The organism is Pseudomonas sp. Pseusp88, from assembly GCF_047303955.1.
Lineage (GTDB): Bacteria > Pseudomonadota > Gammaproteobacteria > Pseudomonadales > Pseudomonadaceae > Aquipseudomonas.
Genome location: NZ_JBGLYM010000030.1, coordinates 1 through 26,372 on the forward strand (window position 1 = coordinate 1; position 26,372 = coordinate 26,372).

At 60.1% G+C, this 26,372-nt stretch carries 15 protein-coding genes, 2 tRNA genes and 1 pseudogene; 4 read left to right on the forward strand and 14 right to left on the reverse strand.

Translation table 11 applies throughout. From position 1 onward, the window contains the following. From ACCD02_RS26255 to ACCD02_RS26270, 4 genes and pseudogenes are all read right to left on the reverse strand, one after another. Positions 1-2,361: toxin VasX (locus ACCD02_RS26255; RefSeq protein WP_413308532.1), on the reverse strand; the 2,361-nt coding region annotated here is incomplete at its 3' end. Next, positions 2,358-3,239, reverse strand: a complete 882-nt coding sequence (locus tag ACCD02_RS26260; protein WP_413308534.1) for a DUF4123 domain-containing protein — start codon at positions 3,237-3,239, stop codon at positions 2,358-2,360. The genes ACCD02_RS26260 and ACCD02_RS26255, both read right to left, overlap by 4 nt. 77 nt (positions 3,240-3,316) lie before the next feature. Continuing rightward, positions 3,317-3,436 (reverse strand): annotated as a pseudogene (locus tag ACCD02_RS26265) (hypothetical protein); the annotation flags it as partial. Positions 3,437-3,740: 304 nt separating this feature from the next. Beyond that, positions 3,741-6,044 (reverse strand): YgiQ family radical SAM protein, encoded by a 2,304-nt coding sequence (locus ACCD02_RS26270; RefSeq protein WP_413308536.1) that lies wholly within the window; start codon positions 6,042-6,044, stop codon positions 3,741-3,743. 214 nt (positions 6,045-6,258) lie between these two features. Between ACCD02_RS26270 and ACCD02_RS26275 the strand changes: the two genes are divergently transcribed. Then, the gene (locus tag ACCD02_RS26275) at positions 6,259-10,593 is read left to right on the forward strand and encodes a hypothetical protein (protein WP_413308538.1); all 4,335 of its coding nucleotides are present in this window, start codon (positions 6,259-6,261) and stop codon (positions 10,591-10,593) included. A gap of 153 nt (positions 10,594-10,746) precedes the next feature. Further along, complete coding sequence (locus tag ACCD02_RS26280) at positions 10,747-13,659, forward strand: RHS repeat domain-containing protein (RefSeq protein WP_413308540.1); 2,913 nt, start codon at positions 10,747-10,749, stop codon at positions 13,657-13,659. A 35-nt stretch (positions 13,660-13,694) separates the two neighbouring features. On the opposite strand, the gene dnaB is transcribed toward ACCD02_RS26280, so the two are convergent. The 7 genes from dnaB to rnr form a co-directional block, all read right to left on the reverse strand. Then, positions 13,695-15,089 (reverse strand): replicative DNA helicase, encoded by a 1,395-nt coding sequence (gene dnaB, locus ACCD02_RS26285; RefSeq protein ID WP_413308542.1) that lies wholly within the window; start codon positions 15,087-15,089, stop codon positions 13,695-13,697. Positions 15,090-15,212: 123 nt separating this feature from the next. Next, positions 15,213-15,659 (reverse strand): 50S ribosomal protein L9, encoded by a 447-nt coding sequence (gene rplI / locus ACCD02_RS26290; RefSeq protein WP_259110731.1) that lies wholly within the window; start codon positions 15,657-15,659, stop codon positions 15,213-15,215. A gap of 19 nt (positions 15,660-15,678) precedes the next feature. Further along, positions 15,679-16,575 (reverse strand): hypothetical protein, encoded by an 897-nt coding sequence (locus tag ACCD02_RS26295; RefSeq protein WP_413308544.1) that lies wholly within the window; start codon positions 16,573-16,575, stop codon positions 15,679-15,681. A gap of 38 nt (positions 16,576-16,613) precedes the next feature. Next, complete coding sequence (gene rpsR, locus ACCD02_RS26300; RefSeq protein ID WP_002551829.1) at positions 16,614-16,844, reverse strand: 30S ribosomal protein S18; 231 nt, start codon at positions 16,842-16,844, stop codon at positions 16,614-16,616. A gap of 28 nt (positions 16,845-16,872) precedes the next feature. Further along, positions 16,873-17,298: a 30S ribosomal protein S6 gene (rpsF, locus tag ACCD02_RS26305; RefSeq protein WP_259110413.1), complete on the reverse strand. Its 426-nt coding sequence runs from the start codon at positions 17,296-17,298 to the stop codon at positions 16,873-16,875. A 267-nt stretch (positions 17,299-17,565) separates the two neighbouring features. Then, complete coding sequence (gene rlmB, locus ACCD02_RS26310) at positions 17,566-18,327, reverse strand: 23S rRNA (guanosine(2251)-2'-O)-methyltransferase RlmB (RefSeq protein WP_413308549.1); 762 nt, start codon at positions 18,325-18,327, stop codon at positions 17,566-17,568. Then, positions 18,324-20,969, reverse strand: a complete 2,646-nt coding sequence (gene rnr, locus ACCD02_RS26315; RefSeq protein ID WP_413308551.1) for a ribonuclease R — start codon at positions 20,967-20,969, stop codon at positions 18,324-18,326. Before rnr ends, rlmB begins: the two co-directional genes overlap by 4 nt. Positions 20,970-21,185: 216 nt before the next feature. Between rnr and ACCD02_RS26320 the strand changes: the two genes are divergently transcribed. Together ACCD02_RS26320 and ACCD02_RS26325 are read left to right on the forward strand one after the other, a co-directional pair. Continuing rightward, a tRNA-Leu gene (locus tag ACCD02_RS26320) sits at positions 21,186-21,272 on the forward strand. Positions 21,273-21,394: 122 nt separating this feature from the next. Next, positions 21,395-21,481: transfer RNA gene (locus ACCD02_RS26325), tRNA-Leu, on the forward strand. A 178-nt stretch (positions 21,482-21,659) separates the two neighbouring features. On the opposite strand, the gene ACCD02_RS26330 is transcribed toward ACCD02_RS26325, so the two are convergent. The 3 genes from ACCD02_RS26330 to ACCD02_RS26340 form a co-directional block, all read right to left on the reverse strand. After that, on the reverse strand, positions 21,660-23,594 hold the full coding sequence (locus ACCD02_RS26330; protein WP_413308553.1) for a methyl-accepting chemotaxis protein: 1,935 nt from the start codon (positions 23,592-23,594) through the stop codon (positions 21,660-21,662). Positions 23,595-23,745: 151 nt separating this feature from the next. Further along, positions 23,746-25,038: an adenylosuccinate synthase gene (locus ACCD02_RS26335; RefSeq protein WP_413308555.1), complete on the reverse strand. Its 1,293-nt coding sequence runs from the start codon at positions 25,036-25,038 to the stop codon at positions 23,746-23,748. Between the two features lie 54 nt (positions 25,039-25,092). After that, positions 25,093-26,280: an ATP phosphoribosyltransferase regulatory subunit gene (locus ACCD02_RS26340; RefSeq protein ID WP_413308557.1), complete on the reverse strand. Its 1,188-nt coding sequence runs from the start codon at positions 26,278-26,280 to the stop codon at positions 25,093-25,095. Positions 26,281-26,372: the final 92 nt, after the last annotated feature.

Consider the following 26,372-nt stretch of genomic DNA (forward strand, 5'->3'; position numbering starts at 1 on the left):
ATTCCACGCCGGCCCCACCCATAACGCCGCCACCGCATTGGCGGCATAGGCCGCGCTGGCGCCCATGCTGATCCATTCGGTCTGGGTGAAGTTACCGTCGTTTTGCGCTTGTCTGGCGGTGGCGTGGACGTTCCATGCGTTCAGGCCGACCAGTAAGGCTGGCAGGGCATTGCCCAGGTTCTGTTCCATCCAGGCCCCGGTGCGTCTGAAGTAGTCGTCGGTGCCTGCGACTTTCAGTTGGAGCATGGCCTCGGTCTGGCCCAGGTCGGCGAGCCAGTTGCCGATTTGCAGGATCGAGATGCGCAGGCGGGTGTAGCCGGAGGCCGTGCCGATGATCTGGTTGGGGCGCCTCAGGAACAGGTGTTTGAGTTGTGCGACCTGCGCATGCAGCGAGCGTCGGGCGGCGCGTTGATCGTAAGCCGTGCCGGGGCGCTGCAAGACGCCTTTGTCGGCGGTTATTTTCTTCTGCACGGTCATGACCTCCAGCAGCCACTTGCGGTAGTAGCGCGGGTAGTGCGGGTCGAAGTACAGCTGGGTGGCCGTGGAGATTTCGGTGGAGAACAGCACCTGGGGCGCGGCGAGGATCAGGGCCAGTTCTTGTTTCATGGCGGGCAACAACAGGCCGCTCAGCCCGTGCCAGGCTTCGCGGGCCTGATTGTTGGCGACCTTGATCAGGGTGTCCATGGCGTGTTTGGCGGTGATGCTCATGTTGCGGTAGAGCTTGCTGTTCTGCACGGTTTCCAGGTCGAAGACGGCCTTGATTTCATTGGTGCGGGTGGCGAGGTTGGTGGCATCGCCCGCCGAGCCGGGTTTCAGGGCGGGCGAGCCGCCATCGCCTTCGCGGCCCTGGTCATCCAGGTTGCCGGTGGCGATGAAGTTGAGCGTCACCTGCCTGATCAGGGCGGCGAGTTCCGGGTTGAAGTTGAACAGCGCCAGGCCAAACAGGGTGCTCGGTTTTTCCGCCTGCCGGCACAACCACTGTTGGCCGTTTTCGCCGTTGCCGAGCAGCGTGTACAGGGCATGGGCGGTTTCCAGCAACTGGCTGGCCTGATCTTCGTCGCAGGTGTCGTGGTAGACCGCCTCGGCGCTGGGGCTGAGTTGGTCGAGCCAGATAAGCAGGTCATGTTCGCTGCGCTGGCAATGCTCTTGCAGGCGCTGCGCCTCGGCGGTGGTCTGGCTCAGGTACTTTTGCGCGTCGTCAAAGCGTACGTCTTCGCGCCAATAGCGTTTGGCGTTCCAGTCTTCAAGGGTTTTTTGCCATTTGCCTCTTTCGGGCAGGTGCCCCCATTTGGCCTTGAACGCATTCTCGGCCGCCGCGATGGTCGAAGCCGCGGCCCAGTTGGCCATGCCCGCCTGATCCCCGGGCGCCAGTTCATGGGCGCGTTCGACCTCATCATGAGCACCCAGCAGGGTGTACAGGTCATCGGTGTAGGCCTGGCGCTGGAATGGATCTTTCAGCGAGGCGGGCATATAGGCATCGGCATCGAAACCGCACAGATTCTGCACGGCCAACGCGCTTTGCAGGTCCTGTTGATGCTGCATGTCGAACTGGCTGTATTCCATGAGCCGACCGGCGAGGTTCATGCTCAGGTCATCGACCATCGCCAGTGGATCATCCAGGGCAATGAACAGCGCGGTGTCCTGCTCCGGGACCCGTCCCCGTACCAGCGCCTCTTCAAACGCGGGCTTGAACGGCGTATCGGCTTCGCTGGCCTGGGTAGGCAAAAGCGTGCTGCTGAAGGTCGGGGCCTGGGCGCCATAGACCAGGATATCCGCCACGCTGTTGCCCAGTTCGGTGATCGGCGCGCCGTGGCTGGCGGTGCCGGTGGTGCAGTACCCCGGCAGATCCACCGCGCGCATCCACTGGTGCTGTTCGCTGGCGCTGATGCGCATCAATTCGCACAGATGCCAGGTCCATTGCACCGGCGAATAGGCGATACGCAGCTGGCTGCGCCGGGGGTAAAGCAGGTACGGGTGGGTTTCGCCGGGGTTATGCCGTACATCCTGGTACAGCTGGGCATCGGTCCACTTGTGGCGGGTGAAGTATTCGCCTTCTACCTGGTACTCATGAAAGGTCTGATCGACGCTGTTCCACACATAGAGCCAGCCGTCGCGCAATTGGCGCAGGGTGTAGCTGCGGCTCTGCAGTTCGGGCAGTTGAGCCGACCAGCCTTTGGGCAGCGGGTTCGGGCCTTGCGGGCGGTCCCTGGTTTGCGGGGACTCGTCCAGGGCATAGCGCACCGGGAACACCGCCACTTCCTGGGCCATCAGCCCGCACTGGCCGCTGCCCATGGGGGCGTTGCTGAACTGCTGATTGCGCCGAGCCTGATTCAACCGGGCTTCTGTCACGGGTGGTCTCATGACACCTCCTTGTTCAATTCAATATCCACACAAGCCTCGTCCATCTGCTGGAGACGCAGTTCAGGTGCGAGCGTCAGTGCATCGGGGCTGCGGGCCAGCCATTGCTGATAGGGCCCGTCGGGGCGCTGGGTAAAGCCATCGCCCCAGCGCAGGCTGTACTCGACCCAGATCGCCAGGCTGCGATCGCTGGCAAGCCCCCACGCCCGAGCTTCATCGAAGCGCTCATCGAACCACTGGCTGAGCTGGCTGTTGTTGATACGCGCCAGAGCGTGAGGATGGCGCTGCTCAAGACCTGAGTGCAGTTGCTCCATGAACCGCCAGCGGGCGGCCTGATCGAGCGCGTTGAGCTGCAGGTCGCCCAATTGAGCGTGGGTATCGACCCACTCGGGCGCTGGCGCAGTGCGAACACTGCTGCACCAGCGCAACGGTTGGGCAGGTTCCCAGGCATGCGGGATTTCGGGCGCATGCCAGGCGTCTATTGGCCCAAGGATGGCGTCCAGGTGGGCGTCTCGATAACTGCCCAGCCAATAGCGTGCGACCAGGGGGTCGGCAAAACGCAGCAGGCCAACGCCGCCCAGCACGTCCGCCGGAGCAAGGAAGCGGCGCAAATGATGGGCGACGGCATTGATTGGCGCGGAACTCGACAGCAGGCAAGCGTCGGCCTGCCGGGCAGCGTTTGCGCGGGTCTCGTCGAGCAGGCTGGATGGACCTTGTGGCGATACCAGTATCGGCCCCAGATCGTGCAGCCCGGCCCAGCGTGTTCCCATGTACAGCGGCACGATGTCCAGGGACTCGCCCCGTTGATACAGGCGAGCAATCGCACCAGGGCGTAACACGCCATCAATCAACAGGAAGTTGGCTTGGGAAACGTTGTTCACCTGGCGTGCCCCTTGGCGGCTTGCACACCGATCTGGCAGCGAAGTATTGCGCGCAGCCGGGGGGTCGGGGCGCGTCGCAAGTCAAAAGCGAAAGGCTGACTGATGGCTTGGCGAAAGTTGAGGGCTGGCACCCGAAGATCATGGGAAAGGCCTTTGATCGGCCGGGCGAAGTGGGTCTGATTGGAGGGCGCAAACATCCGTTGTTACTCGCTCAAGTGACGAACAACGGAAGCTAAAGCAAAAATGCGGGCAACTCTGTAGGTCAAATCCTCAAATGTAGAGGGATTTTTCTTGAAGCAGATTTATTGCGCAGCTTCTGATCAGACCGACCAATCTGCGCTGGCGCCACCGGAGCAGTCGAAGTCAGCCAGCAGCGCAAAAATCCGACAGCAGCAAAGCAGGCGGCCCCGTCAAATAAGGCAGAAACATACGTCAAAACGTCAAAATCTAAAAAGCAAAACGCCAGCTCGAAAGCTGGCGTTTTTCATCACTCAAAGACGCTTAACGCGGCACCGCCGGTTTGCGTTTCGGCGCTTTCGGGCCTTTGCCCTTGGCGGCGTCGATGCGTTCCTTGGCGGCCTGCCTGTTGCGCGCTTCGGCGGCGGCCTTGGCTTGTTCGCGTTTGTCCCACGGCTTGCTGCCGTCGCTGGCGCGAGGTGGCAGGCCGGTGTGCTGGGTCAGGATGCGCGTAGTTTCCTTGGCGACCTTGTGGCTGCCAGCGGGCGTCGAGTTCTTGCGCCGGGCGCTCTGGTAGCTGTCGGTGGTCGGTTGATGCGCAGGAATCAGTTGATCCTTGCCGGAGCCGATCAGGTCGGAGCGACCCATGCGGATCAACGCTTCGCGCAGCATCGGCCAGCCTTTCGGGTCGTGGTAGCGCAGGAAGGCCTTGTGCAGGCGGCGTTGCTCCTCGCTCTTGACGATGGTCACCGCGTCGCTCTTGTAGGTGACCTTGCGCAACGGGTTCTTGCCGGAGTGATACATGGCGGTCGCCGATGCCATTGGCGACGGGTAGAACGCTTGCACCTGGTCGGCGCGGAAGCCATTGCCCTTGAGCCACAGCGCAAGGTTCATCATGTCTTCATCGGTGGTGCCGGGGTGGGCAGCGATGAAGTACGGGATCAGGTACTGCTCCTTGCCCGCCTCTTTCGAGTACTTCTCGAACATGCGCTTGAACTTGTCATAGCTGCCGATGCCCGGTTTCATCATCTGGTTGAGCGGACCTTCCTCGGTGTGTTCCGGGGCGATCTTCAGGTAGCCACCGACGTGGTGGGTCACCAGTTCCTTGACGTATTCGGGCGACTCGACGGCGAGGTCATAGCGCAGGCCGGAGGCGATCAGGATCTTCTTCACGCCCGGCAAGGCACGGGCACTGCGATAGAGCTGGATCAGCGACGAGTGGTCGGTGTTCAGGTTCGGGCAGATGCCGGGGAACACGCACGACGGCTTGCGGCAGGCGGATTCGATTTCCGGGCTCTTGCAGGCGATGCGGTACATGTTCGCGGTCGGCCCGCCGAGGTCGGAAATGACACCGGTAAAGCCTGGCACCTTGTCACGGATCTCTTCGATTTCGCGAATGATCGACTCTTCGGAACGGTTCTGGATGATCCGGCCTTCATGCTCGGTGATCGAGCAGAAGGTACAGCCACCGAAGCAGCCGCGCATGATGTTGACCGAAAAACGGATCATGTCGTAGGCCGGAATCTTTTCCTTGCCATAGACCGGGTGCGGAACGCGCGCATAGGGCATACCGAACACGTAGTCCATTTCTTCAGTTGTCATAGGAATCGGCGGTGGATTGAACCAGACGTCTACTTCGCCATGCTTCTGCACCAACGCACGGGCGTTGCCGGGGTTGGTTTCCAAATGGAGCACGCGGTTGGCGTGGGCGTACAGGACCGGGTCGTTACGCACTTTTTCCACAGACGGCAGGCGAATGACGGTCTTGTCCCGGGTCATGCGCGGGCTGGCCAGGATCTGCACGACCTTGGCTTCGTTCGGGTCCTCAACCGGCCCCTTTTCCTGCTCGATGGCGCACGCCGCAGTGTCCTGGGTATTCACATACGGGTTGATGATCTTGTCGACCTTGCCCGGACGGTCGATGCGCGTGGAGTCGACTTCGTACCAGCCCTGCGGCGTATCACGACGGATGAACGCGGTGCCGCGCACGTCGGTGATGTCTTCGATCTTGTGGCCCCAGGACAGGCGCTGGGCCACTTCGACAATGGCCCGCTCGGCGTTGCCGTACAGCAGGATATCGGCGCTGGCATCGATCAGGATCGAGTTGCGCACCTTGTCCTGCCAGTAGTCGTAATGGGCGATGCGCCGCAGCGAAGCCTCGATGCCGCCGAGTGCGATCGGCACGTGCTTGTAGGCTTCCTTGCAGCGCTGGCTGTACACCAGGCTGGCGCGGTCCGGGCGTTTGCCGGCCATGCCGCCAGGGGTGTAGGCGTCGTCGGAGCGGATTTTCTTGTCGGCGGTATAGCGGTTGATCATCGAGTCCATGTTGCCGGCAGCGACGCCGAAGAACAGGTTCGGCTCGCCGAGCTTCATGAAATCGTCTTTTGACTGCCAGTTCGGCTGGGCAATGATCCCGACGCGGAAGCCCTGGGACTCCAGCAGCCGGCCAATGATCGCCATGCCAAACGACGGGTGATCGACGTAGGCATCGCCGGTGACGATGATGATGTCGCAGGAATCCCAGCCAAGCTGATCCATTTCTTCCCGGCTCATGGGCAGGAAAGGTGCTGGCCCGAAACATTCGGCCCAGTACTTGGGATAGTCAAATAACGGCTTGGCTGCTTGCATGTCGATGACCGGTGTAGTGTTCAGAGAAATTGCGGCCGCGGAATATAGCACAAAATTTAACCAAATCCGACGATGAGCGTCGGATTAACCCCTTCGCCCGTCAAGGGCTGACCAACGGCCCGCCGACTCAGTACGCAACGCGACAGATATCTACCGACCGCGCGCGTAAAACATGCCGTTAGCTTGCCTTTTTTCAAACAAAGGCAATGCCAGCATGACGCAAAATGACGACGACCTCCTGATGACCAGCGAAACCTGGTCCGACTATCAGGCCCTGAACCTGATCGAAACCCGGCTCAATACCTTCCTCGCCGACTTGAGCCTGGAGCAGCGCCAGCGCTATGTGCAGCTTTGCCGCAGCGAACCCCTGGCGCGCAACGAGTTAGCCGAGGCCATCCGGAACTTCAACAGCGCTTTTGAAGAATCTGCCCGCCACGATCTCGTCGCGCTGTTAAGGGACAAGTGCGGGCAGACCCTGGACCTGCACCACACCTGGCTGCACACCCGCCTGCCCGGATACAGCGCCCCCCGCACGCTGTGGCAGGCTGCGAAAGAAAACTTTGCCTTCAACCTGGGTAGCGGCCTGCACTCCGGCCTGGACTTTCAGCGCGCCAGTACCCTTAACAGCCACTCCGGCGATCCCCTCGCGGCGCCTGTCCCCGGCCTGAGCGTGGCGGACTTTATCCAGACCGTGCGCCAATTCGACTTTGCGACCCGCCTGCGCCAAGCGCTGGACGAGCAACTGAAGGCCAGCATCAACCCGTTGGTCATCAACCATTGCGCAGCCTGGTTCGAGCTGGATGTGCTGGAAGCCGCCCGCAGCAAAACCCTCACCGGGCAAGCCATGCAGGACAGCGCCCGGCTATTGCATATGCCACCCGGCACCAAAGGCCTGGAATGGACATTTTTCCACTTGCAGTTCGGCATACCGGTACTCGGGCAGCCGGATACTTTGCCGTTGCCATTCTGCATCATCCGTCTGCCGCACAGCAGCGGCGTGTTCAGCTACTTTCCCCACCGCCCACAAGGCGCTTTGCGCCATCATGCCGACCCGGCACAGGCCATTGAATCACTGCGCGAACAGATCTGTACCGATGCCATGGCCGATCGCATTGAATGGTTGCTGCGTGGGCTTTCCCTTGCCGATCAGGCCACCCTGCTCGGTGAGCTGCAAACCCGGAGCGTGGACCAAAGCCAGCTGAACTGGCTGGCCAAACATCTTTATCAGGCATTCGGCAATCAGTCCGACCCCGCCACGCGAATCCATATTCGCGCCGAACCGGTCAACCCTCGACCACCCAGCCACTCGCTGCTGACGGCCATGGCCATGCGCCAGAGCCGGATCATCGCCGACGATCTGCAACGGCTCACCACACCGACCGCGACCCGTGACGTGCAGCGGGTCACCAAAACCCTGAAATACATCGGCAGCGAAATACTCGAGTTGCTGACCCTGCCCGTCCCCGGCGGGGTCACCGGGCTCAATCGCCTGATGCTCGGCGCGACGCTCGGGCTGCTGGCGTACAACACCCTCAGCGCTGGCGAGGCCCTGGCCCAAGGCCACTCTGCGGATTTTGTTCAAGCCATTGGCGATATTGCCGACCTGGTGATCAGTGGTCATATCCAGGGTATAGGCGCCCGGCTGTCGGCCCAGCGCACCCACCAGCTGATCAAGGCCATGGGCACGCCTCGGGAGGTAGAGCTGAACAATGGCGAGCACCGCCTGTGGCTGGCGGACTTGAAACCGTACACCGATATCGACGCCAAGGTCCTGGATGGCACAAGTGCAGATGAACAAGGCCTGTTCAACAAGCGAAACCGACTTTACGCACTGATTCAGGTCGAGGATCAGACACGCGTCGGCGAACTGTCCCACGATGCGACTCTCAAGCAATACCGCCTCAAGCATTCCGATCCGCAGCAGTATCAGCCTGTTCTACGCTACGACCCGCAACGCGGCTATTGGCGTCTGGCGCCGGTCGATGTCAGCCACCTGACCAGTACCGAGCTGTTGCAGACCATGCTGCGCCCCGACATGCCGACACTGAGTCGTGAGGATATTCAGTATCTACAGATGCTCACCCAGGTGACCCGCGCAGAACTGGAAGCCATCTGGCATGGCGAAGACCGGATTCCTCCGCCCCTGGGACACGTCATCCGCGACCTGCAGTGGCGACGCAGCGTCGATCAACAGCAACAACCACAGCAAAACCCGGACTTGCTCCTGTTGTCGCAGAATCGGGGCGGCGACGGCAGCGTACAAGCCCGACTGTTCAGCGCCTTCAATGCCCTGAACGACCCCAAAGGTCGGCGCATGGCACCGGATGGCGAAGCGCTGCTCTGCAACCTGCTGACCTTGCAGAACGGCTGGCCTGATGAGCTATGCATTCAGGTGTATCAAGGCGCGCGGGGGTTCAGCGGCGAAATCTTCAGAACTCAACGGTTACTGGCCACCTATGGCAACGACTCTGCCACCCACACCCTCACTCTGGCCAGGCTCGATGACCAATATGCGGGTTATGACCGGGTCAACGACGACATGCTGCAACCCACCGGCAGCGCATATCCGCTGGCATCGATGTTGTTGCGCACCCTGAGCAACGCCCAGCGCGAGAGCCTGAGTTATCAGATTCATGACGGGCGCAGGCTGACGCAAGCGCTTTTCAGCCAGGCGTACCTCAACCCGGCGATCATTGCGGATTGGCTGCCGTCAGCGACCACTTACCCGCTAAGTGCGACGCGCCTCGCAGCATTTCGCCACGCGGTCGAGTACAGAGGCACTGCAAAAGTCGGCAGCGACGGCCTCTATGCGGATAACGGCAAACTCTACGTGCAGATCCAAGGCGAGTTTTATCAGGTACTGCACGACCTCGATGCCTCCGCTCCCGGGCGCAAGGTCATGCGCATCGTCAGACCGGAGGATCCTGTGGCCAGTGATATCGGCAATATCTACGCAGGCAGCCGCCCAGGCCGTAGCGAACCGGTAATCCGTGATGAACAGGGCAATTGGGTCGGTGCCCTTGTCGGGCTTGGCGGCGCAGGGCCGAAAGTTGATCGCCTCAAGGAAATTCGCGAAAAGACCGAGACCGAACGCGTGCAATATGTGTTGGGCAAGCATCACTTCACTGACGCAGCCAATGAACTGCTGACCCATCTGGAAAAGCCCAACGCCTCTGCCTACCTGGTGATGGCCGGGGACGATTATTACCAGCTCAAGCACATGAGTCTGGGCAATCTGCATCACCAGTTGCTACTGCATTCGAAAGTGGCGAAAACCGATTTCGCCGCGCTGCCGGCGGCTTTCGCCTACAAGCGCGAAGCACTGATCGACGCTGCCTGCATGTTGGATAACGTGTCCCATAACTACCGCGCCATTATCGATGTCTACACCAGCAGCAGTGAACTGGAGCTCCAGGCGCTGGACAAGTTTCCCGTCGAACTGAGGGATCCGGCACCCTTCGAGCAGATGCAGACGTCCAACAAATACATCATTTCGGCGGTAGAGCGTCTTCGCAGCCTGGCTCACGACGAAATAGATCGCCTGTTGACCAAACTGGACGAGCTTCCCGAGCCGCCGGAGCCGGAGACCCGCAGCAGGCCGACCCCCGGCAGGAAGAAAAAGCCGGAGAAAGCCGTGCCTGTTACACCGCCACCGGCACCACCACCGAAGAATCGCGTGGAGATACGCACTCAGGACGATCAGGTCCTGAGCGGAAAGCCACGCAGCGACAACCCCAACATCGTCGATATTCTCGACAGTCGCGGCCAGCGCAAGGCGACCTACCTGCTGTCCAGCAATGGCCAGTACTGGGTCGAAAACAGCAAACCACGGGAGCGCACCGCCAGTGGCAACACCGCCCCTGTACCGACGTGGGCGAGCTACGACATCGCGGTGCACAAACTGCTCGGCGAAGCCCGGCACAGCGAATCACTGGCCGATTATCTGGGCAGGAAAAACGCCACGACGCCCTCCGCACCTCAGGATTTACTGGAGTATCAGGCTAATCGCCTTGAAGAGCAGGCCCAGGAAATCCAGGAGATTTCGGCCCAGTTCGGCAGCGTCGAGGAACGTCGACAGGCGTCGCAGAGGGTCGCCGAGCTGCGTGAGAAAGCCGGTTATCTCAGGCACAAGGGCGGCAACCTGCGCATCGACCTGATCCTCAGCAACAACGCACCGAGCGCCAATGACTTGCAGTACCTGGCCGACAGCCACAACCTGAGCGTGCGCAAGACCCACGAAGAGCGCATGCCGATGGAGCGAGTGAGGAAGAGCAGCAGGCAGCATGCGACGCGCGACTATATCGACGAGTTCGAGCTGAAGATAAAGGACCGCAATCAGGTCTGGGCCTACGCCCACCTGCATTACAGGGAGCTGGCAAGCGATGCCCCGGCCTTTGATACGGCACACTTGAAGCGGCCGGATCAGCGCTTCCTCGGAGCACAGGTGCAGATCCAGGAAGCCCAGGCCGGGCGCCGCTATGAAATCCATCGCGGCACCCTGGGCAGCGCGCAGGTGCGGGAGATCCTGCTGTCGGAAAGGTTCGTCTAGGTAACACCTCGTCAGAGAGCACTAAGCAACTGAATTAATGCAGCTTTTCTGTTGGACCGGGTTTAGCCGGGAAAGCGTATTTCCGGCTAAACCCGGTCCAGCATGAGGATACGAACTACGCTTTTGGGTAACTGCACGCCGGGAGCGCTCCTAATGCCCCATGCCATGCACGCAAAAACGCCATTACTGCAGGTCATCGACGGTCGCGGCCTGGATGTTCGTCACGTTGCCTATCACCGGGCCCAGGTGGGTGACAGTGCGCAAGCCCGGGTTGAGCGGCGGCACCATGATCCGGCGGCCAGGGCCATTGCGACTTGGGATCCGCGCCTGTCCGCCCGGCTTTCTGACAACCCCGCGACGCGCCCCAACCTGGCCAATGTCTTCAGCCTCTGCGGCACCGTGCTGGCGGTCGACAGCGTCGATGCAGGCTGGCAAGTGTCTCTGCTCGGTGAAGCCGGACAGATGCTCGAACGCTGGGATGCCCGAGGCAGCCATTGGTTGACCGAGCATGATGAGCTCCTGCGAGCATCTGCGGTGTACGAGCAATTCGGCGAACAAGGATTACGGACCTCGGAGCGCTACACCTACGCCGATAGCTCCGAGCAGTCCGCTGCCGACAACCTGTGTGGTCGCCTGATCCGCAACGACGACGGCGCTGGCAGCGAACAGGTGTTGGCATGCGCAATTACCGGCCAGGTTTTACGGCAAAACCGGCGCTTTCTGAGCAGCCTCGAATTGCCGGACTGGCCTGCGGATCCGACTCTTCGCGAGGCGCTGCTGGAACCTGGCCCAGGTGCGACCACACAATTCACCTGCAGCCCGACGGGCAACCTGCTCACCCAGACAGACGCCCTGAGTAATCAACAGACATTTGCTTACGGCATCTGGGGACAATTAAAAGAAATCAGCCTGACACCCAAGCATGCAAGCGCGCAAACACTGCTGCATGACGTCAAGTACAACGCCTTTGCCCAGATCGAAGCCCAGACGGCCGGTAATGGCGTGCGGAGTGAGGCACTGTTCGACTTGGCAAATGGGCGCCTGCGGGAGTTGATCACGACCCGGACAAATACCGAAAAGTTGCAGCATTTGCTCTATGACTATGACCCGGTCGGCAACGTGATCAGCATCGAGGATCAGGCGCAACCGACCCGGCATTTTTCCAATCAACGCATCCATCCCGTTAATCGCTATCAATATGACAGCCTGTATCAACTGATTGAAGCTACGGGGCGGGAGATCGCTGGCGCTACCTTTCGCCCGGAATTGCCCGAACTGGCAAACCTTGCGCTGGATACCAGCCAGTTCCTCAATTACACCCGGCACTATCGTTATGACGAGGCTGGTAACCTGCTTGAACTCAAACATGAAGGTGCACAGCATTGCACCCAGCGCATGTGTATCGCCGAAGACAGCAACCGGGCGCTGCCCTGGCAGGAGGGAGAAGCCCCGCCTGATTTCGCCACGCAGTTCGATGCCAATGGCAACTTGCAAACACTGACAGCTGGCCAAGCCTTGCACTGGGATGCACGCAACCAGTTACTCACAGCCAATTCGCTGACCCGGGTCAACGGCAATAATGACTGCGAGCGCTACGCCTACGATGCCGCCGGCATGCGCTTGCGCAAGACCGCCACGGCCCAGGCGAAATCCGTGCAAAACAGCCGTGAAGTACGCTATCTGCCGGGCCTTGAAATACGCACCGACAGCGCCAGCGGCGAACGCCTTGAAGTCATCACCCTGTCGGCCGGGCGCGCCAATGTGCGTTACCTGCATTGGGCCGAACGCCAACCCGAGGGTATCGCCAATGATCAACTGCGTTACAGCGTCGATGATCATTTGGGCTCTTGTACCCTGGAACTGGACAGTGAAGCGCGTCTGATTAGCCATGAGGGTTATTACCCGTTTGGCAGTACGGCCTGGTGGGCGGCACGCTCGGCTGTTGAGGCGAAATACAAGGTTGTTCGTTATTCCGGCAAGGAGCGCGATGCCACTGGGCTTTATTACTATGGTTTGCGGTATTACGCGCCATGGTTGCAGCGATGGCTCAATCCGGATCCGGACGGAGTGGCGGACGGGCTGAATCTGTATCGCATGGTCGCTAATAGCCCGATCAATCATGCAGACCAGCAGGGACGAGAGGGTTTCGACATGACTACGACGCTTACGGGCGTCGCGGCAGGGTTGATGTCTTTAGCGTTGGCCCTGGGATTTGCGTGGCAGCGAAGGAGAGACGCGGAGCGCGCGCACACTGAGGCTCAAATGAACTACGTAAGTCAACAGACGCAAGAGTTCGGCCTTAACGAGACAGAAGCTGCAAAACTCGTGAAAAACGTGCAAAGAGCTCAGGGCCCCATTGAATGGGTACAAGTGGCCGCCACCAGGCAGGGTCAATTGCGAATATTCGACATTCGCTCGGCCGAGGATTTTCAGTGGTTTAGCGAGACTAAATACACCCCTGGTTTTTATAAGCAGAACAAGCTGAAGGATATTATGTCCGTAGAACTACGAGGCGCGATCAAAATCAGCGCACCCTCCCCCTCAACCAGTGTCAGGAGCAGCGTCAGCAGCAACGCCAGCACGATTAGCCAGTTTTCGATGGCGACATCCTCTCCACGGACGTCTCTAGGTGCCGAAGAAATCGCAAGAAGGCGGGCAGAAAGAGAGAATGCCAGAACAGGCGGATTATTAGGCCTGCCACAGGCGATGGGACGAAGACATTCGTCACCAGAATTAGAAGTCCACCCTGCGGCAAGACCAAGGACGCCTATTTTCACCTTGGATACCGAGGGCTTTTTTGAAGACCCTGAAATTGCAGAGTACCTGCAACAAAACGAACGGCTTGGAATGGAAGCGGCAACACGCAAGGCGCTGGCCAAGTACGATCCAAATCGTCATACCCATACGGGAGTAAGTGGGGGACCTACGGCAGACATCATTCTTACAGGCGCCGCCCATGGCAGGGGCGACTATCGTCTGGCCTTCGAAATAGTAGGTTCAACGTTTCGCCCACACAGCATATGGAATCATAAACTTGGAAGAGCGCTGGTTACGCGTAGCAACTGACGAAGCTTATCGCTTACGCGCCGGCGCCCTGACCACTATTCATCGTCGAAATTATAACTGCCCGGCGCCAGGTTCTCGAACCGCGTGTACTTACCGATAAAGGCCAGGCGCGTGGTACCGATCGGGCCGTTACGCTGCTTGCCGATGATGATTTCCGCGATGCCTTTGTGCTCAGTCTCAGGGTGATACACCTCGTCGCGGTAGACGAACATGATCACGTCGGCGTCTTGCTCGATCGCTCCGGATTCGCGCAAGTCGGAGTTGATGGGGCGCTTGTTCGGCCGTTGCTCCAGGGAGCGGTTGAGCTGGGACAGGGCGATGACCGGGCAGTTGAATTCCTTCGCCAGGGCCTTGAGCGAGCGGGAGATCTCGGAAATCTCGTTGGTACGGTTGTCGCCGCCGGAGCCGGGGATCTGCATCAACTGCAGGTAGTCGATCATGATCATGGCAATGTCGCCGTGCTCACGCACCAGGCGCCGGGTGCGCGCGCGCATTTCCGACGGGCTGATACCGGCAGTGTCATCGATGAACAGCTTGCGGTCGTTGAGCAGGTTGACCGCCGAGGTCAGACGCGGCCAGTCATCGTCATCCAGGCGGCCGGCACGAACCTTGGTCTGGTCGATACGGCCCAGGGACGAGAGCATACGCATGATCAGCGATTCGCCTGGCATCTCCAGGGAGTACACCAGTACGGCCTTGTCGCTGCGCAGTACGGCGTTTTCCACCAGGTTCATGGCGAAGGTGGTCTTACCCATGGACGGACGACCGGCGACGATGATCAGGTCGGCCGGTTGCAGGCCGCTGGTCTTCTCGTCGAGGTCGGTGTAGCCCGTAGATAGACCGGTAATGGCGTTGTCGCTGTTGAACAGGGTGTCGATACGATCGATGGCCGCTGTCAGCAACGTGTTGACGCTGACCGGACCGCCGGTCTTGGGCCGCGCTTCAGCGATCTGGAAGATCTGCCGTTCAGCCTCGTCGAGAATCTCTTCGGCCGTGCGCCCTTCCGGGTTGAACGCGCTATCGGCAATTTCGGTGCTGATGCCGATCAACTGGCGCAGGGTCGCGCGCTGTCGAACGATCTGCGCATACGCCTTGATGTTGGCGACGGACGGCGTGTTTTTCGCCAGCTCCGAAAGATAGCCGAGACCACCGACCTGGGAGGTCTGGCCCTCCTTGTCCAGTTGTTCGGCCAGGGTCACCACATCGATCGGGCTGTTCTGGTCCGCCAGCTTGGCGATGGCACGGAAGATCAGGCGGTGGTCATGTCGATAGAAATCGCCATCCGAGACCTGATCCAGCACGCGTTCCCAGGCATTGTTGTCCAGCATCAGACCACCGAGCACAGCCTGTTCGGCCTCGATGGAATGCGGCGGCACCTTGAGGGCGGCGGTTTGCAGATCGTATTGCTCGGGAGCGGAAAGTTCGTTCATGACCACCTGAATTCGGGTGTTTGCAAAAAGGAATAGCAGAAAGACAAAGGGCACGACCTGTAAACAGGATCGTGCCCGATGTTAATCCTCCAGCGGCCAGGCCGCCAGACGATTACGTACTGCTTAAGCTGCTACCACGACAACGCGAACGGTTGCTTCAACGTCGCTGTGCAGGTGCACGGCTACATCGAATTCACCAACGTTACGGATAGTGCCGTTCGGCAGACGAACTTCGCTTTTCGCAACTTCAACGCCGGAGGCGGTCAGTGCATCAGCGATGTCGTGGGTGCCGATCGAACCGAACAGCTTGCCTTCGTCGCCAGCGGTGGCAGTGATAGTCACTTCCAGCTCAGCCAGTTGGGCAGCGCGAGTTTCGGCAGAAGCTTTCTTGTCTGCAGCCAGTTTTTCCAGCTCAGCACGACGCTCTTCGAACGCAGCAATGTTAGCTGCGGTCGCTGCGGTGGCTTTGCCGTAAGGCAGCAGGAAGTTACGACCGTAACCGGCCTTAACGTTCACTTTGTCGCCCAGGTTGCCCAGGTTGGCGACTTTTTCCAGAAGGATCAGTTGCATGTGAAAATCCTCTTAACTTTTAACCTTCACCGTTCGCAGGGCCATCATCGGCGTCCTTCGACGCCAGGCGACCGCGAAAATCAATCAGGCTGTCGACAATGGCCAAGGCCACCAGCAACGGATAGATCAGTTGCATGAACATGACGAGCGTGACGTACAACCCCACCAGCCAGAACCTGGCCAGTCGCTTTTCAGCCACCAGACCGTGCATCAAGGCCAGCCCGGCGAATACCAGCGGGACACTGCATAACGGTGTCAACATCGCCATCTGCGGACCGAAATTCGGCCCCACCAGCATGCACACCAACAGCACCAACGCCGCTATTCGAGGCAGTCTGACTGCGCGAAACTCGCGCCCGAAACCGCCCGGGTTATACAACAACGCTTGCCAGTAACGCCCGACAATCAGGCACAGCACACTGACAATCTGCAACAACGCCGCTATCAGGCCGTTCAGGACAGGTGCGATCAATGCCCCAAGGCGCGCCCGCTCATCTACCGACATCTGTTGGTAGAGCCCTTCGAGGATTCGCGGCAGAAGTTTTTCCAACTCCAGCGCCATCGCTTCGATGGGTTCGCGGAAAACCGCACCCAGGATCAAGGCATACACCAGACCCATTGCCACGCTGACCAGCAGCACGCGGACCCAGGATTCGCTGGCTCGCAGAAGCGTCGCCAACCCCAGTGAGCCGATCAGCACCATCAAGATGCGAGGATCACCGTAGTACCACCAGACCAAGGCCGGCAGCAGAGCCCAGGCGAGGACACCCATGGCATCACTCAACCCGCGCCGCAGAAGCACAAGGCATCCCGCGGCAGCACTCAACCAGAACAACAGCGGCAATGCCGCACATCCGGCCACTATCAAGGTGGCCTGCACGCGACCGCGCATGATGAAATTAGCCATGGCGCGCATGCGTTCTATCCTTTGCTACTTTTGTCGACGACCTGGTCTCAGCGGCCGTGGCTGTCGGTGTAGGCCAGCAGGGCCAGGAAGCGGGCGCGCTTGATAGCGGTGGCCAGCTGACGCTGATAACGTGCTTTGGTACCAGTGATACGGCTTGGAACGATTTTGCCGGTCTCGGATACGTAGGCTTTCAGAGTGTTGAGATCTTTGTAATCGATCTCTTTCACGTCTTCAGCGGTGAAGCGGCAGAATTTACGACGACGGAAGAAACGTGCCATGTAATAGGCTCCTCAAAAGGTCCGTGGATTACTCGTCAGCGTTATCGCTAACGTCGCTGTCATCACCATCAACGCCATCGGCGCTGTCGGAGTGCTCAGGACGGTCACGACGCTCACGGCGCTCGCTGCGGTTCTCTTCAGCCTTGAGCATCTCGGACTGGCCGGTAACGGCTTCGTCGCGACGGATGACCAGGTTACGGATCACGGCATCGTTGTAACGGAAGTTGTCTTCCAGCTCGGCCAGGGCCTTGCCGGTGCACTCAACGTTCAGCATCACGTAGTGAGCCTTGTGAACATTGTTGATTGCATAGGCCAGTTGACGACGGCCCCAGTCTTCCAGACGGTGGATTTTGCCGCCGTCTTCTTCGATCAGCTTGGTGTAACGCTCAACCATGCCGCCGACTTGTTCGCTCTGATCCGGGTGGACCAGGAAGATGATTTCGTAATGACGCATGAATGCTCCTTACGGGTTGTAGCCTGCCGCAAAATGCGGTCAGACAAGGAGTGAATGACACTGTGAGTCTTGCTCAGGGACAGGCACATCAGCGCCTGCCGTGACAGCAAGGGGCGCAATTGTAGAGAAGGGGATGCACAGGTGCAAGGCAATTGGTGATTATTTGAGCAGCGCATCGGTGATGCGCATGACGCCTTCGCGAATAAATTCGCTCCCACAAGGTTGACGCATGACCTGTGGGAGCGGATTCATCCGCGAAGGGAGCAATCAGGCTTTCTTGCCAGCGGCCTTGACCTTGCGCTGGCGCAACGCTTCGAACAAGCACACACCCGTAGCGACCGAGACGTTAAGGCTGCTGACGCTACCGGCCATGGGCAGGCGCACCAGGTAGTCGCAATGCTCGCGGGTCAGGCGGCGCATGCCTTTGCCTTCGGCGCCCATGATCATGATGATCGGCCCGGTCAGGTCCTGCTCATACAACTCCTGCTCGGCCTCCCCCGCCGTGCCGACGACCCACAAGCCGCGCTGCTGGAGTTTTTCCAGGGTGCGCGCCAGGTTGGTCACGGCAACAAGAGGAATGACCTCGGCAGCGCCGCAGGCGACCTTGCGCACGACCGGCGTCAAGGTGGCCGATTTGTCCTTGGGCACCAGGACTGCCAGCGCGCCGGCAGCATCGGCCGTGCGCATGCAGGCGCCGAGGTTGTGCGGATCGGTCACGCCGTCCAGCACCAGCAACAGCGGCGCGCCTTCAGTGCGATCGAGCAGCTCGTCGAGCATGGCTTCGCCCCAGACCTGGCTCGGGCTGACTTCAGCCACTACACCCTGGTGCACGCCCTCGACCCAGGCGTCCATCTCGCGACGCTCGGCCTGCCCCACCGACACACGGTTTTCCCCTGCCAACTGCAGCAGGACCTGGAAGCGCGGGTCGCTGCGACCCTCGGCCAGCCAGATCTGCTTGACCCGCTTGGGATGGTGGCGCAACAGGGCTTCTACGGCATGCACGCCGTAGATTTTTTCCAACTGACTCATGACTTGGCCTTAGGTTTACGCAGACTGCCGCCATCGGCCGCAGATGCCGAGCCCGATTTTGGCGCGCCCTTGCGATGTTTGCTCGGTTTAGCCGGCTTGCCCGATGACGCAGGCGCAGAACCGGCTTTACCGGACTTTCCCGATGAGGTCTTGCTGCCGCCCTTTGCCTCCGCCAGCAAAGCCTGTTTCAGCTCGCGACTCTTGCGTACTTCGGCATTCTTGGCAGCGGCATCGCTCGAACGATAGGCGTCGGACGTCCCATCAGTCTTGGCCGCGCGCTTGCTCGGCGCACGGGCCGGGGCAGACGCCTTTTCCTTGGCAGCCGGAGCAGGTGTCGCAGCCGGCGCAGGCTCGCTGCTGCGACGCTTGCGGCCAACCGGGGCTGTAGTGGTTTTTTCCGACATTTCAAAGTCGATCTTGCGTTCGTCGAGATCGACGCGCATGACCCGCACTTCCACGGTGTCGCCCAGGCGGAAGCTGCGACCGGTGCGCTCGCCCGCCAGGCGGTGATGCACAGGATCGAAGTGGTAGTAATCGCCCGGCAAGGCAGTGACGTGTACCAGGCCCTCGACATAGATATCGGTCAGCTCGACGAACAGGCCGAAACCGGTCACGGCGGTGATCACGCCCGGGAAGGATTCGCCGACGCGGTCCTTCATGAACTCGCACTTGAGCCAGTTGACCACATCACGGGTGGCCTCATCGGCGCGGCGCTCGCTCATGGAGCACTGCTCGCCCAACTGCTCCAGGCCCGCCTCGTCGTACGGATAGATGCGCGCTTTCGGAATGGTCGCGGCACCGGCACGCCGTACGTGCGGGGTTTCCTGCTTGGAGCGGATGACGCTGCGGATCGCGCGGTGAGTCAGCAAATCCGGGTAGCGGCGAATCGGCGAAGTGAAGTGGGTGTACGCTTCGTAGTTCAGGCCGAAGTGACCGTTGTTATCAGACGTGTAGACCGCCTGGCTCAACGAACGCAGCATGACCGTCTGGATCAGATGGTAGTCCGGGCGCTCACGCACGGTTTCCAGCAGAGCCTGATAGTCCTTCGGCGTAGGGCCGTCCTTGCCTTTGTGCAACGACAGGCCAAGCTCGCCGAGGAACGCGCGCAATTTCTCCAGACGCTCCGGCGGCGGACCGTCGTGCACCCGGTACAGCGCGGGAATCTCGTGTTTCTTGAGGAATTGCGCCGTGGCCACGTTGGCCGCCAGCATGCATTCCTCGATCAGTTTGTGAGCATCGTTACGCGTGGTCGGGCGGATTTCCGCGATCTTGCGCTCGGAGCCGAAAATGATCCGGGTTTCCTGGGTTTCGAAGTCGATGGCGCCGCGTGCATGCCGCGCGCCCAGCAAGACCTTGTACAGCGCATAGAGCTGCTTGAGGTCCGGCAGCACTTCCTTGTAATCGCCACGCAATTGCCGCGCTTCGCTGGACTTCGGCTGCTCCAGCATCGCGCTGACCTTGTTGTAGGTCAGGCGCGCATGGGAGTGAATGACCGCTTCGTAGAACACGTAGTCGGTCATTTCGCCGGTCTTGGAGATGGTCATTTCACAAACCATGGCCAAGCGATCAACCAGTGGATTCAACGAGCACAGGCCGTTGGACAGCTGCTCGGGCAGCATCGGCACCACGCGCTCGGGGAAATACACCGAGTTGCCGCGCACTTGTGCTTCGGTATCCAGAGCCGAACCGATCTTCACATAGCTGGACACGTCGGCAATAGCAACGTAGAGCTTCCAGCCGCCGGCGAACAGGCGCAGCTTGCCGGGACGAGCCTCGCAGTAGACCGCATCGTCGAAGTCACGGGCATCTTCGCCGTCAATGGTGACGAACGGCAGATGGCGCAGATCGACGCGGTGCTCCTTGTCTTTATCTTCGACTTCCGGCTTGAGCTTCGCCGCTTCCTTGAGCACGGCCTCCGGCCATACGTGAGGAATGTCGTAGGTACGCAGCGCGACATCGATTTCCATGCCGGGCGCCATGTAGTTGCCCACCACTTCGATCACATCGCCCTGGGGCTGGAAGCGTGGCGTTGGCCAATGAGTGATCTTGACCTCGACGAACTGCCCTACCCGGGCATCGGCATTGCGCCCCGGCGTCACCAGCACTTCCTGCTGGATCTTCGGGTTATCCGGCACGACAAAACCGATGCCGCTTTCTTCGAAATAGCGACCGACGATGCTTTCGTGGGCGCGCGAAATGACTTCGACAATCACCCCTTCGCGACGGCCACGGCGGTCCAGACCGGAGACCCTGGCCAGGGCACGGTCGCCATCGAACACCAGACGCATTTGCGCCGGGCTCATGAACAGGTCTTCGGAACCGTCGTCCGGGCACAGGAAGCCGAAGCCGTCCCGGTGACCGGAGATACGGCCCAGGATCAGGTCGAGCTTGTCTACCGGCGCGTAGGTCCCACGGCGGGTATAGATCAGTTGCGCATCGCGCTCCATCGCACGCAGGCGACGACGCAACGCTTCGAACTGATCTTCGGTGGTCAGACCAAACTCCTCCACCAGTTGCTCACGACTGGCCGGCGATCCACGCTCGGACAGGTGCTGCAAGATCAGCTCGCGGCTGGGGATAGGGTTTTCGTATTTTTCCGCTTCACGAGCGGCCTCGGGATCGAGGGACTGCCAATCGGCCATTAGTATGAGTTCACCTTGTCTGTATGCATTTAGTTTGGCATATACCCGATTGAAACGCGAAGACACCATTTGCCGCGCCTTTTCGCTATTTCAAAAAAAATTTTACGAAAGGGGGTTTACAGCCCCGTTTTGCCTCCGTAAGATGCGCCCCACAACGACGGCACGCGCCACGTTGTAGTTGAAATCAGACGAATTATCGAATGAAATCAACGAATTGCCCAGATGGTGAAATTGGTAGACACGCCAGCTTCAGGTGCTGGTGACCGCAAGGTCGTGGAAGTTCGAGTCTTCTTCTGGGCACCAATTCAACGAAACCGAGCCTTGTGCTCGGTTTTGTGTTTTACGAAAGCTGAAAAAAGCTTATCGCAAAAATAGTTACGTTTTTAGTTGCATTTTAGCGATAAATCTAATTAAATCAGCGCATTGCCCAGATGGTGAAATTGGTAGACACGCCAGCTTCAGGTGCTGGTGACCGCAAGGTCGTGGAAGTTCGAGTCTTCTTCTGGGCACCAATTCAACGAAACCGAGCCTTGTGCTCGGTTTTGTGCTTTCTGCCTTCCGTAAATCTGGTGGAGCAAGGCTTGCCCGCCCAGGCGATATTTCAGCCTCAAGCAATGCCCCAGATTTACCGAGCTTTTCGCGGGCAAGCCTCGCTCCAACGAGATCCTGCCCTCTCCAGCGAACCTCGTCTTACGCCCTGAACTGCCCCAGACTCGCCTTGAGCTGCGCCGCTAGCTTGTCCAGCGCCTTGCCGCTGGCGGTGGTCTCGACCACTGCCTGAGCTGCTTTCTCGGCCTGGGCATGGATTACCTCGACGCGCCCGCGCACAGCTTGCGCCCCCTGAGCCTGATGCTCCGCCGCTCTGGTCGCCAGGCCGATAGCCGCATGGACCTGCTCGACCGACGCCTGCACGGTCAGTTGCAACCGCGCACTATCGCGTAGAACCGCCAACCCTTCTTTCGCCTGACGCCCGGCCAGACCGATGGTCGCGACCGCCTCCTTCGCTCCGCTCTGCAGCTTGGCGATATGTTCCTGGATATCGCCGGTAGAGCTTTGGGTCTTGCTGGCCAAAGCTCGCACTTCGTCAGCTACTACGGCAAAACCGCGCCCGGTCTCCCCCGCCCGCGCCGCTTCGATCGCGGCGTTGAGAGCCAGAAGGTTGGTCTGCTCGGCGATGCCGTGAATCACTTCAAGCACCACTTCAATCTGTTCGCTCTGCTTGGCAAGCCGCTCGATGACTTGCGCGCCGTTCTCGACCTGACCGGCCAGGGCCTCAATCAAACCGCCGACCTGATTGGACGTGCGGGTGTTTTCGTCGGTCGCCTGCCGAATATCCACCACCTGCTTGAGCGCCGCCTGCATCGCCTGGCTTTCCGCCTGGGCTTCGTCGGCCATCTGCGCCAGGGCCTGAAGACTGGCCGCCACTTCGTCGCGCTGCAATTCAGCGGCTGCATCAGCCCCGGCATTGCGACGGCTCATGGCGCCGATTTCGACACCAGTCTGCTGTGCGACATCACCGGCCTCGCGGACAATGGGTTGCAACTTGTCGACAAAGCGGTTGACCGCAGCCGCCATGTCACCGATTTCGTCATTGCTGTCGAGCTTGACCCGCTTGGTCAGATCGCCCTCGCCCGCCGCCAGATCATCCAGGGCGGCAATGAGCAGCAACAGCTTGCTGACCACCCGGCGCCCCAGTACCACGGCCAGCACCAGCAGCACCCCGAGACCGACCAGGGCCAGCCCCATACCGATACGCCAGCGCAAGGTTTCGGCCGCATCCTGCACCGCCGAAGAGGTGTTGGTCGCCATGGCCGATGCGGCGCCTTGAGCCGATTGCAGACGAGTGCGCAAGGCGGCCGAGCTATCGGCCGCAGCACTGCTCAGACTGTCGGAGACCAGTTGTTTGCTACTGGAAAGCAGGGTCGCGAAACGCTTGTCCAAAGCCGCCACGTTTTCGTCAATCGACGAAGTGGAAACCCCCATGCGCACCTTGCCGATCTCGACGCCGTTAGGGCTGATCGAGGCTTCCACGTAATACAGGGAAGGGTCGTTTCTGGCTGCGTTCAGCACCTTATCCATCGCCCGCTCACCCTCACCTTTAGCCAGCAGGGCCTTGATGATCGGGTTCTCGCGGTTGAGATAGCGCGTCAGGTGCTCACCCGTTGCGTCGTCATAGACGACGAACAACACGTTGGGATTGCGCTGGGCGCGACGAGCAAATTCCGACAGGGTCGGCGTGTCGTTATCCCACATTGCACGCGGGGCAACGGCCGCCAGTAACTCAGCCATATCGGTTGCCGAATCCTTGAGGTCTTTTTCCAGTGTGGCGCGCAATTGCTTCTGCTCGTCTTTCAGACGCACCGACAAACCATCGCTCAAACGCTGCCCGGTGCTGCTCGAGAGATTGCTCAGACTGCTTGTCACCTCCTGGCTGGCCTGCTCAAGCTCCGAGGACAAGTGTTGCGAATCTACACCCAGGCGCGCCGCCAGATCAGCTTCGAGCGCAGTCACTGTGCTCCGAGTCAGGGCAACGGCGACGAGCACCTGCACCAAAAGGGCAATGCCAAGGGCAATGAATACGGGCCTTAACAGCCGACTGCGTAACAGAGAAAGGACAGCTGACACGGGAGAATCCCTCCACCATAAGCGCCATTAAAATGATGGCACCTTTTCTGACGTTTTTAACAGCAAAGGCCGTGCCGTTCCAGTGACTGGAATCAAGCTTCAAAAAAAAAGGGCCGCAATAGCGACCCTTTCCTTGTGCATCAATGACTTATCAGGCGAACGGATGACGCAGAACGATGGTTTCGTTGCGATCAGGACCGGTCGAAATAATGTCGATGGGTGCACCAACCAGCTCTTCAACGCGCTTGATGTAAGCACGAGCGTTGGCTGGAAGCTCGTCCAGGGACTTGGCGCCCAAGGTCGATTCGCTCCAGCCCGGCATCTCTTCGTAAACCGGAACCAGGCCAATGTAGCTGTCGGCATCGGTCGGCGCGTCGATGACTGCACCGTTTTCGTTCTGGTAACCCACGCAAATATTGATGGTTTCCAGTCCGTCGAGTACGTCCAGCTTGGTCAGGCACAGGCCAGAGATGCTGTTGATTTCGATAGCGCGACGCAGGATGACTGCATCGAACCAGCCACAGCGACGGGCGCGACCGGTAGTCGCACCAAATTCGTGCCCACGCTTGGCCAGGAACGCACCAATATCGTCGAACAGCTCAGTCGGGAACGGACCCGAACCGACGCGAGTGGTGTAAGCCTTGGTAATACCCAGAATGTAATCCAGGTACATCGGGCCCATGCCCGAGCCAGTAGCGATACCGCCAGCGGTGGTATTGGAGCTGGTGACGTACGGATAAGTACCGTGGTCGATATCCAGCAGCGAACCCTGCGCGCCTTCGAACATGATGTCCTTGCCTGCGCGACGCATGTCGTGCAGCGCGGCAGTGACGTCAAGCATCATCGGCTTGAGCAGCTCAGCATATTCCATGCACTCGTCGAGAGTTTTCTGGAAATCGATGGCTGGTTCTTTGTAGTAATTGACCAGGACGAAGTTGTGATAGTCCAGCAACTCGCCCAGCTTGGCCGCAAAGCGCTCACGATGAAACAGGTCGCCGATGCGCAGACCACGACGGGCGACCTTGTCTTCGTAGGCCGGACCGATGCCGCGACCGGTCGTACCGATCTTCAGTTCGCCACGGGCCTTTTCACGAGCCTGGTCCAGCGCCACGTGGTAGGACAGGATCAACGGGCAGGACGGGCTGATACGCAGGCGCTCGCGCACCGGAATGCCCTTCTCTTCCAGCTTGATGATTTCACGCATGAGCGCATCAGGCGCCACGACCACCCCGTTACCGATCAGGCACTGCACGCCTTCGCGCAGGACACCGGACGGGATCAGGTGCAGAACGGTTTTTTCGCCGTCGATCACAAGAGTGTGACCGGCATTGTGGCCGCCTTGGTAGCGAACCACGGCGGTAGCATGTTCGGTCAGCAGATCAACGATCTTGCCTTTGCCCTCATCACCCCATTGGGTGCCCAGGACTACGACATTCTTACCCATAACACTTGTCCTCATTCACGCAAACTGAATGCCGGCGGCGGCCGGCAGGAAAACTCAAGAAGCCAGCGGCACTACCTGCCAACGCTCGCCATGCTGAATCAGTTGCCGGTCACAGTCGGCTTCACGCGCGGCGCTCACCTGCTGCCCCGGCAAAGCCTGGACAACACGCTGACCTTCGCTGCGCAACTGGCAAACCTGCTGCCAGAGTGCCGCATCCGTACTGTCCGGCATCCAGATACCGCCAGACGGTAATTCGATATCTGCGCGACCCAGGGTGACCAGGGTCTTCAAATCGGTGGAGAAACCGGTGGCGGGACGCGCCCGGCCGAAATCGGCACCGATGTCATCATAACGACCGCCCTGGGCGATCGACTGGCCGACACCCGGCACGAATACGGCGAACACCACACCCGTATGGTAGTGGTAGCCACGCAACTCGCCGAGGTCAAAGTACAACGGCATATCAGGGAAACGCGCAGCCAGACGCTCGGCGATGGTCAGCAGATCGTCCAGCGCAGCCAGGACCGGCGCTGGCGCATCAGCCAGACGATCACGGGCCGCAGCCAGGACTTCACGGCCACCGCACAGGTCGACCAGTGCCCGCAGCATAGCGGCCAGATCAGCTGGCAGACCTTCGGTCAGGGCGATCACTTCGTCGATGGCCTTGCGCTGCATGGCATCGAACAACTGTTGCTCGACCTGGCCAGACAGACCCGCAGCACGGGCCAGGCCGCGATAGATGCCGACATGCCCCAGATCCATGTGCACATCCGGCACATCGGCCAGTTGCAGCATGGCCAGCATCAGGCTGATGACTTCAACGTCGCTGCTCGGACTGGCATCGCCGTACAGCTCGGCACCGAGCTGGATCGGGCTGCGCGAGGTCGACAGGGCACGCGGCTGCGCATGCAGCACGCTACCGGCATAGCACAGACGGCTCGGGCCTTCGCGACGCAGCGTATGCGCATCGATACGCGCGACTTGCGGTGTGATATCGGCGCGGAAACCCATTTGCCGACCCGACAACGGATCGACCACCTTGAAGGTGCGCAGATCCAGATCGGAGCCTGCACCGGTCAGTAGCGATTCCAGGTATTCGATATGCGGAGTGACGACGAATTCATAGCCCCATCCCTGGAACAGATCCAGCACCTGACGGCGCGCGACTTCAATGCGCGCCGCTTCCGGTGGCAGTACTTCTTCGATGCCATCTGGTAGCAGCCAGCGGTCAACCGTTGCCATTACGCCATTCCCCTATGATCCGGGCGGCCAGCAGCAGTGCCAGCCTTGAGTGAAGCAGAAAGCGGTCAAAGCAATATTCCGGGCACGACAAA

Coding starts and splice junctions, on each gene's coding strand:
- ACCD02_RS26270 (WP_413308536.1), bottom strand. CDS start 6,044: ATGCAAGCAGCCAAGCCGTTATTTGACTATCCCAAGTACTGGGCCGAA.
- ACCD02_RS26275 (WP_413308538.1), top strand. CDS start 6,259: ATGACGCAAAATGACGACGACCTCCTGATGACCAGCGAAACCTGGTCC.
- ACCD02_RS26280 (WP_413308540.1), top strand. CDS start 10,747: ATGCCCCATGCCATGCACGCAAAAACGCCATTACTGCAGGTCATCGAC.
- dnaB (WP_413308542.1), bottom strand. CDS start 15,089: ATGAACGAACTTTCCGCTCCCGAGCAATACGATCTGCAAACCGCCGCC.
- rplI (WP_259110731.1), bottom strand. CDS start 15,659: ATGCAACTGATCCTTCTGGAAAAAGTCGCCAACCTGGGCAACCTGGGC.
- ACCD02_RS26295 (WP_413308544.1), bottom strand. CDS start 16,575: ATGCGCGCCATGGCTAATTTCATCATGCGCGGTCGCGTGCAGGCCACC.
- rpsR (WP_002551829.1), bottom strand. CDS start 16,844: ATGGCACGTTTCTTCCGTCGTCGTAAATTCTGCCGCTTCACCGCTGAA.
- rpsF (WP_259110413.1), bottom strand. CDS start 17,298: ATGCGTCATTACGAAATCATCTTCCTGGTCCACCCGGATCAGAGCGAA.
- rlmB (WP_413308549.1), bottom strand. CDS start 18,327: ATGAGTCAGTTGGAAAAAATCTACGGCGTGCATGCCGTAGAAGCCCTG.
- rnr (WP_413308551.1), bottom strand. CDS start 20,969: ATGGCCGATTGGCAGTCCCTCGATCCCGAGGCCGCTCGTGAAGCGGAA.
- ACCD02_RS26335 (WP_413308555.1), bottom strand. CDS start 25,038: ATGGGTAAGAATGTCGTAGTCCTGGGCACCCAATGGGGTGATGAGGGC.
- ACCD02_RS26340 (WP_413308557.1), bottom strand. CDS start 26,280: ATGGCAACGGTTGACCGCTGGCTGCTACCAGATGGCATCGAAGAAGTA.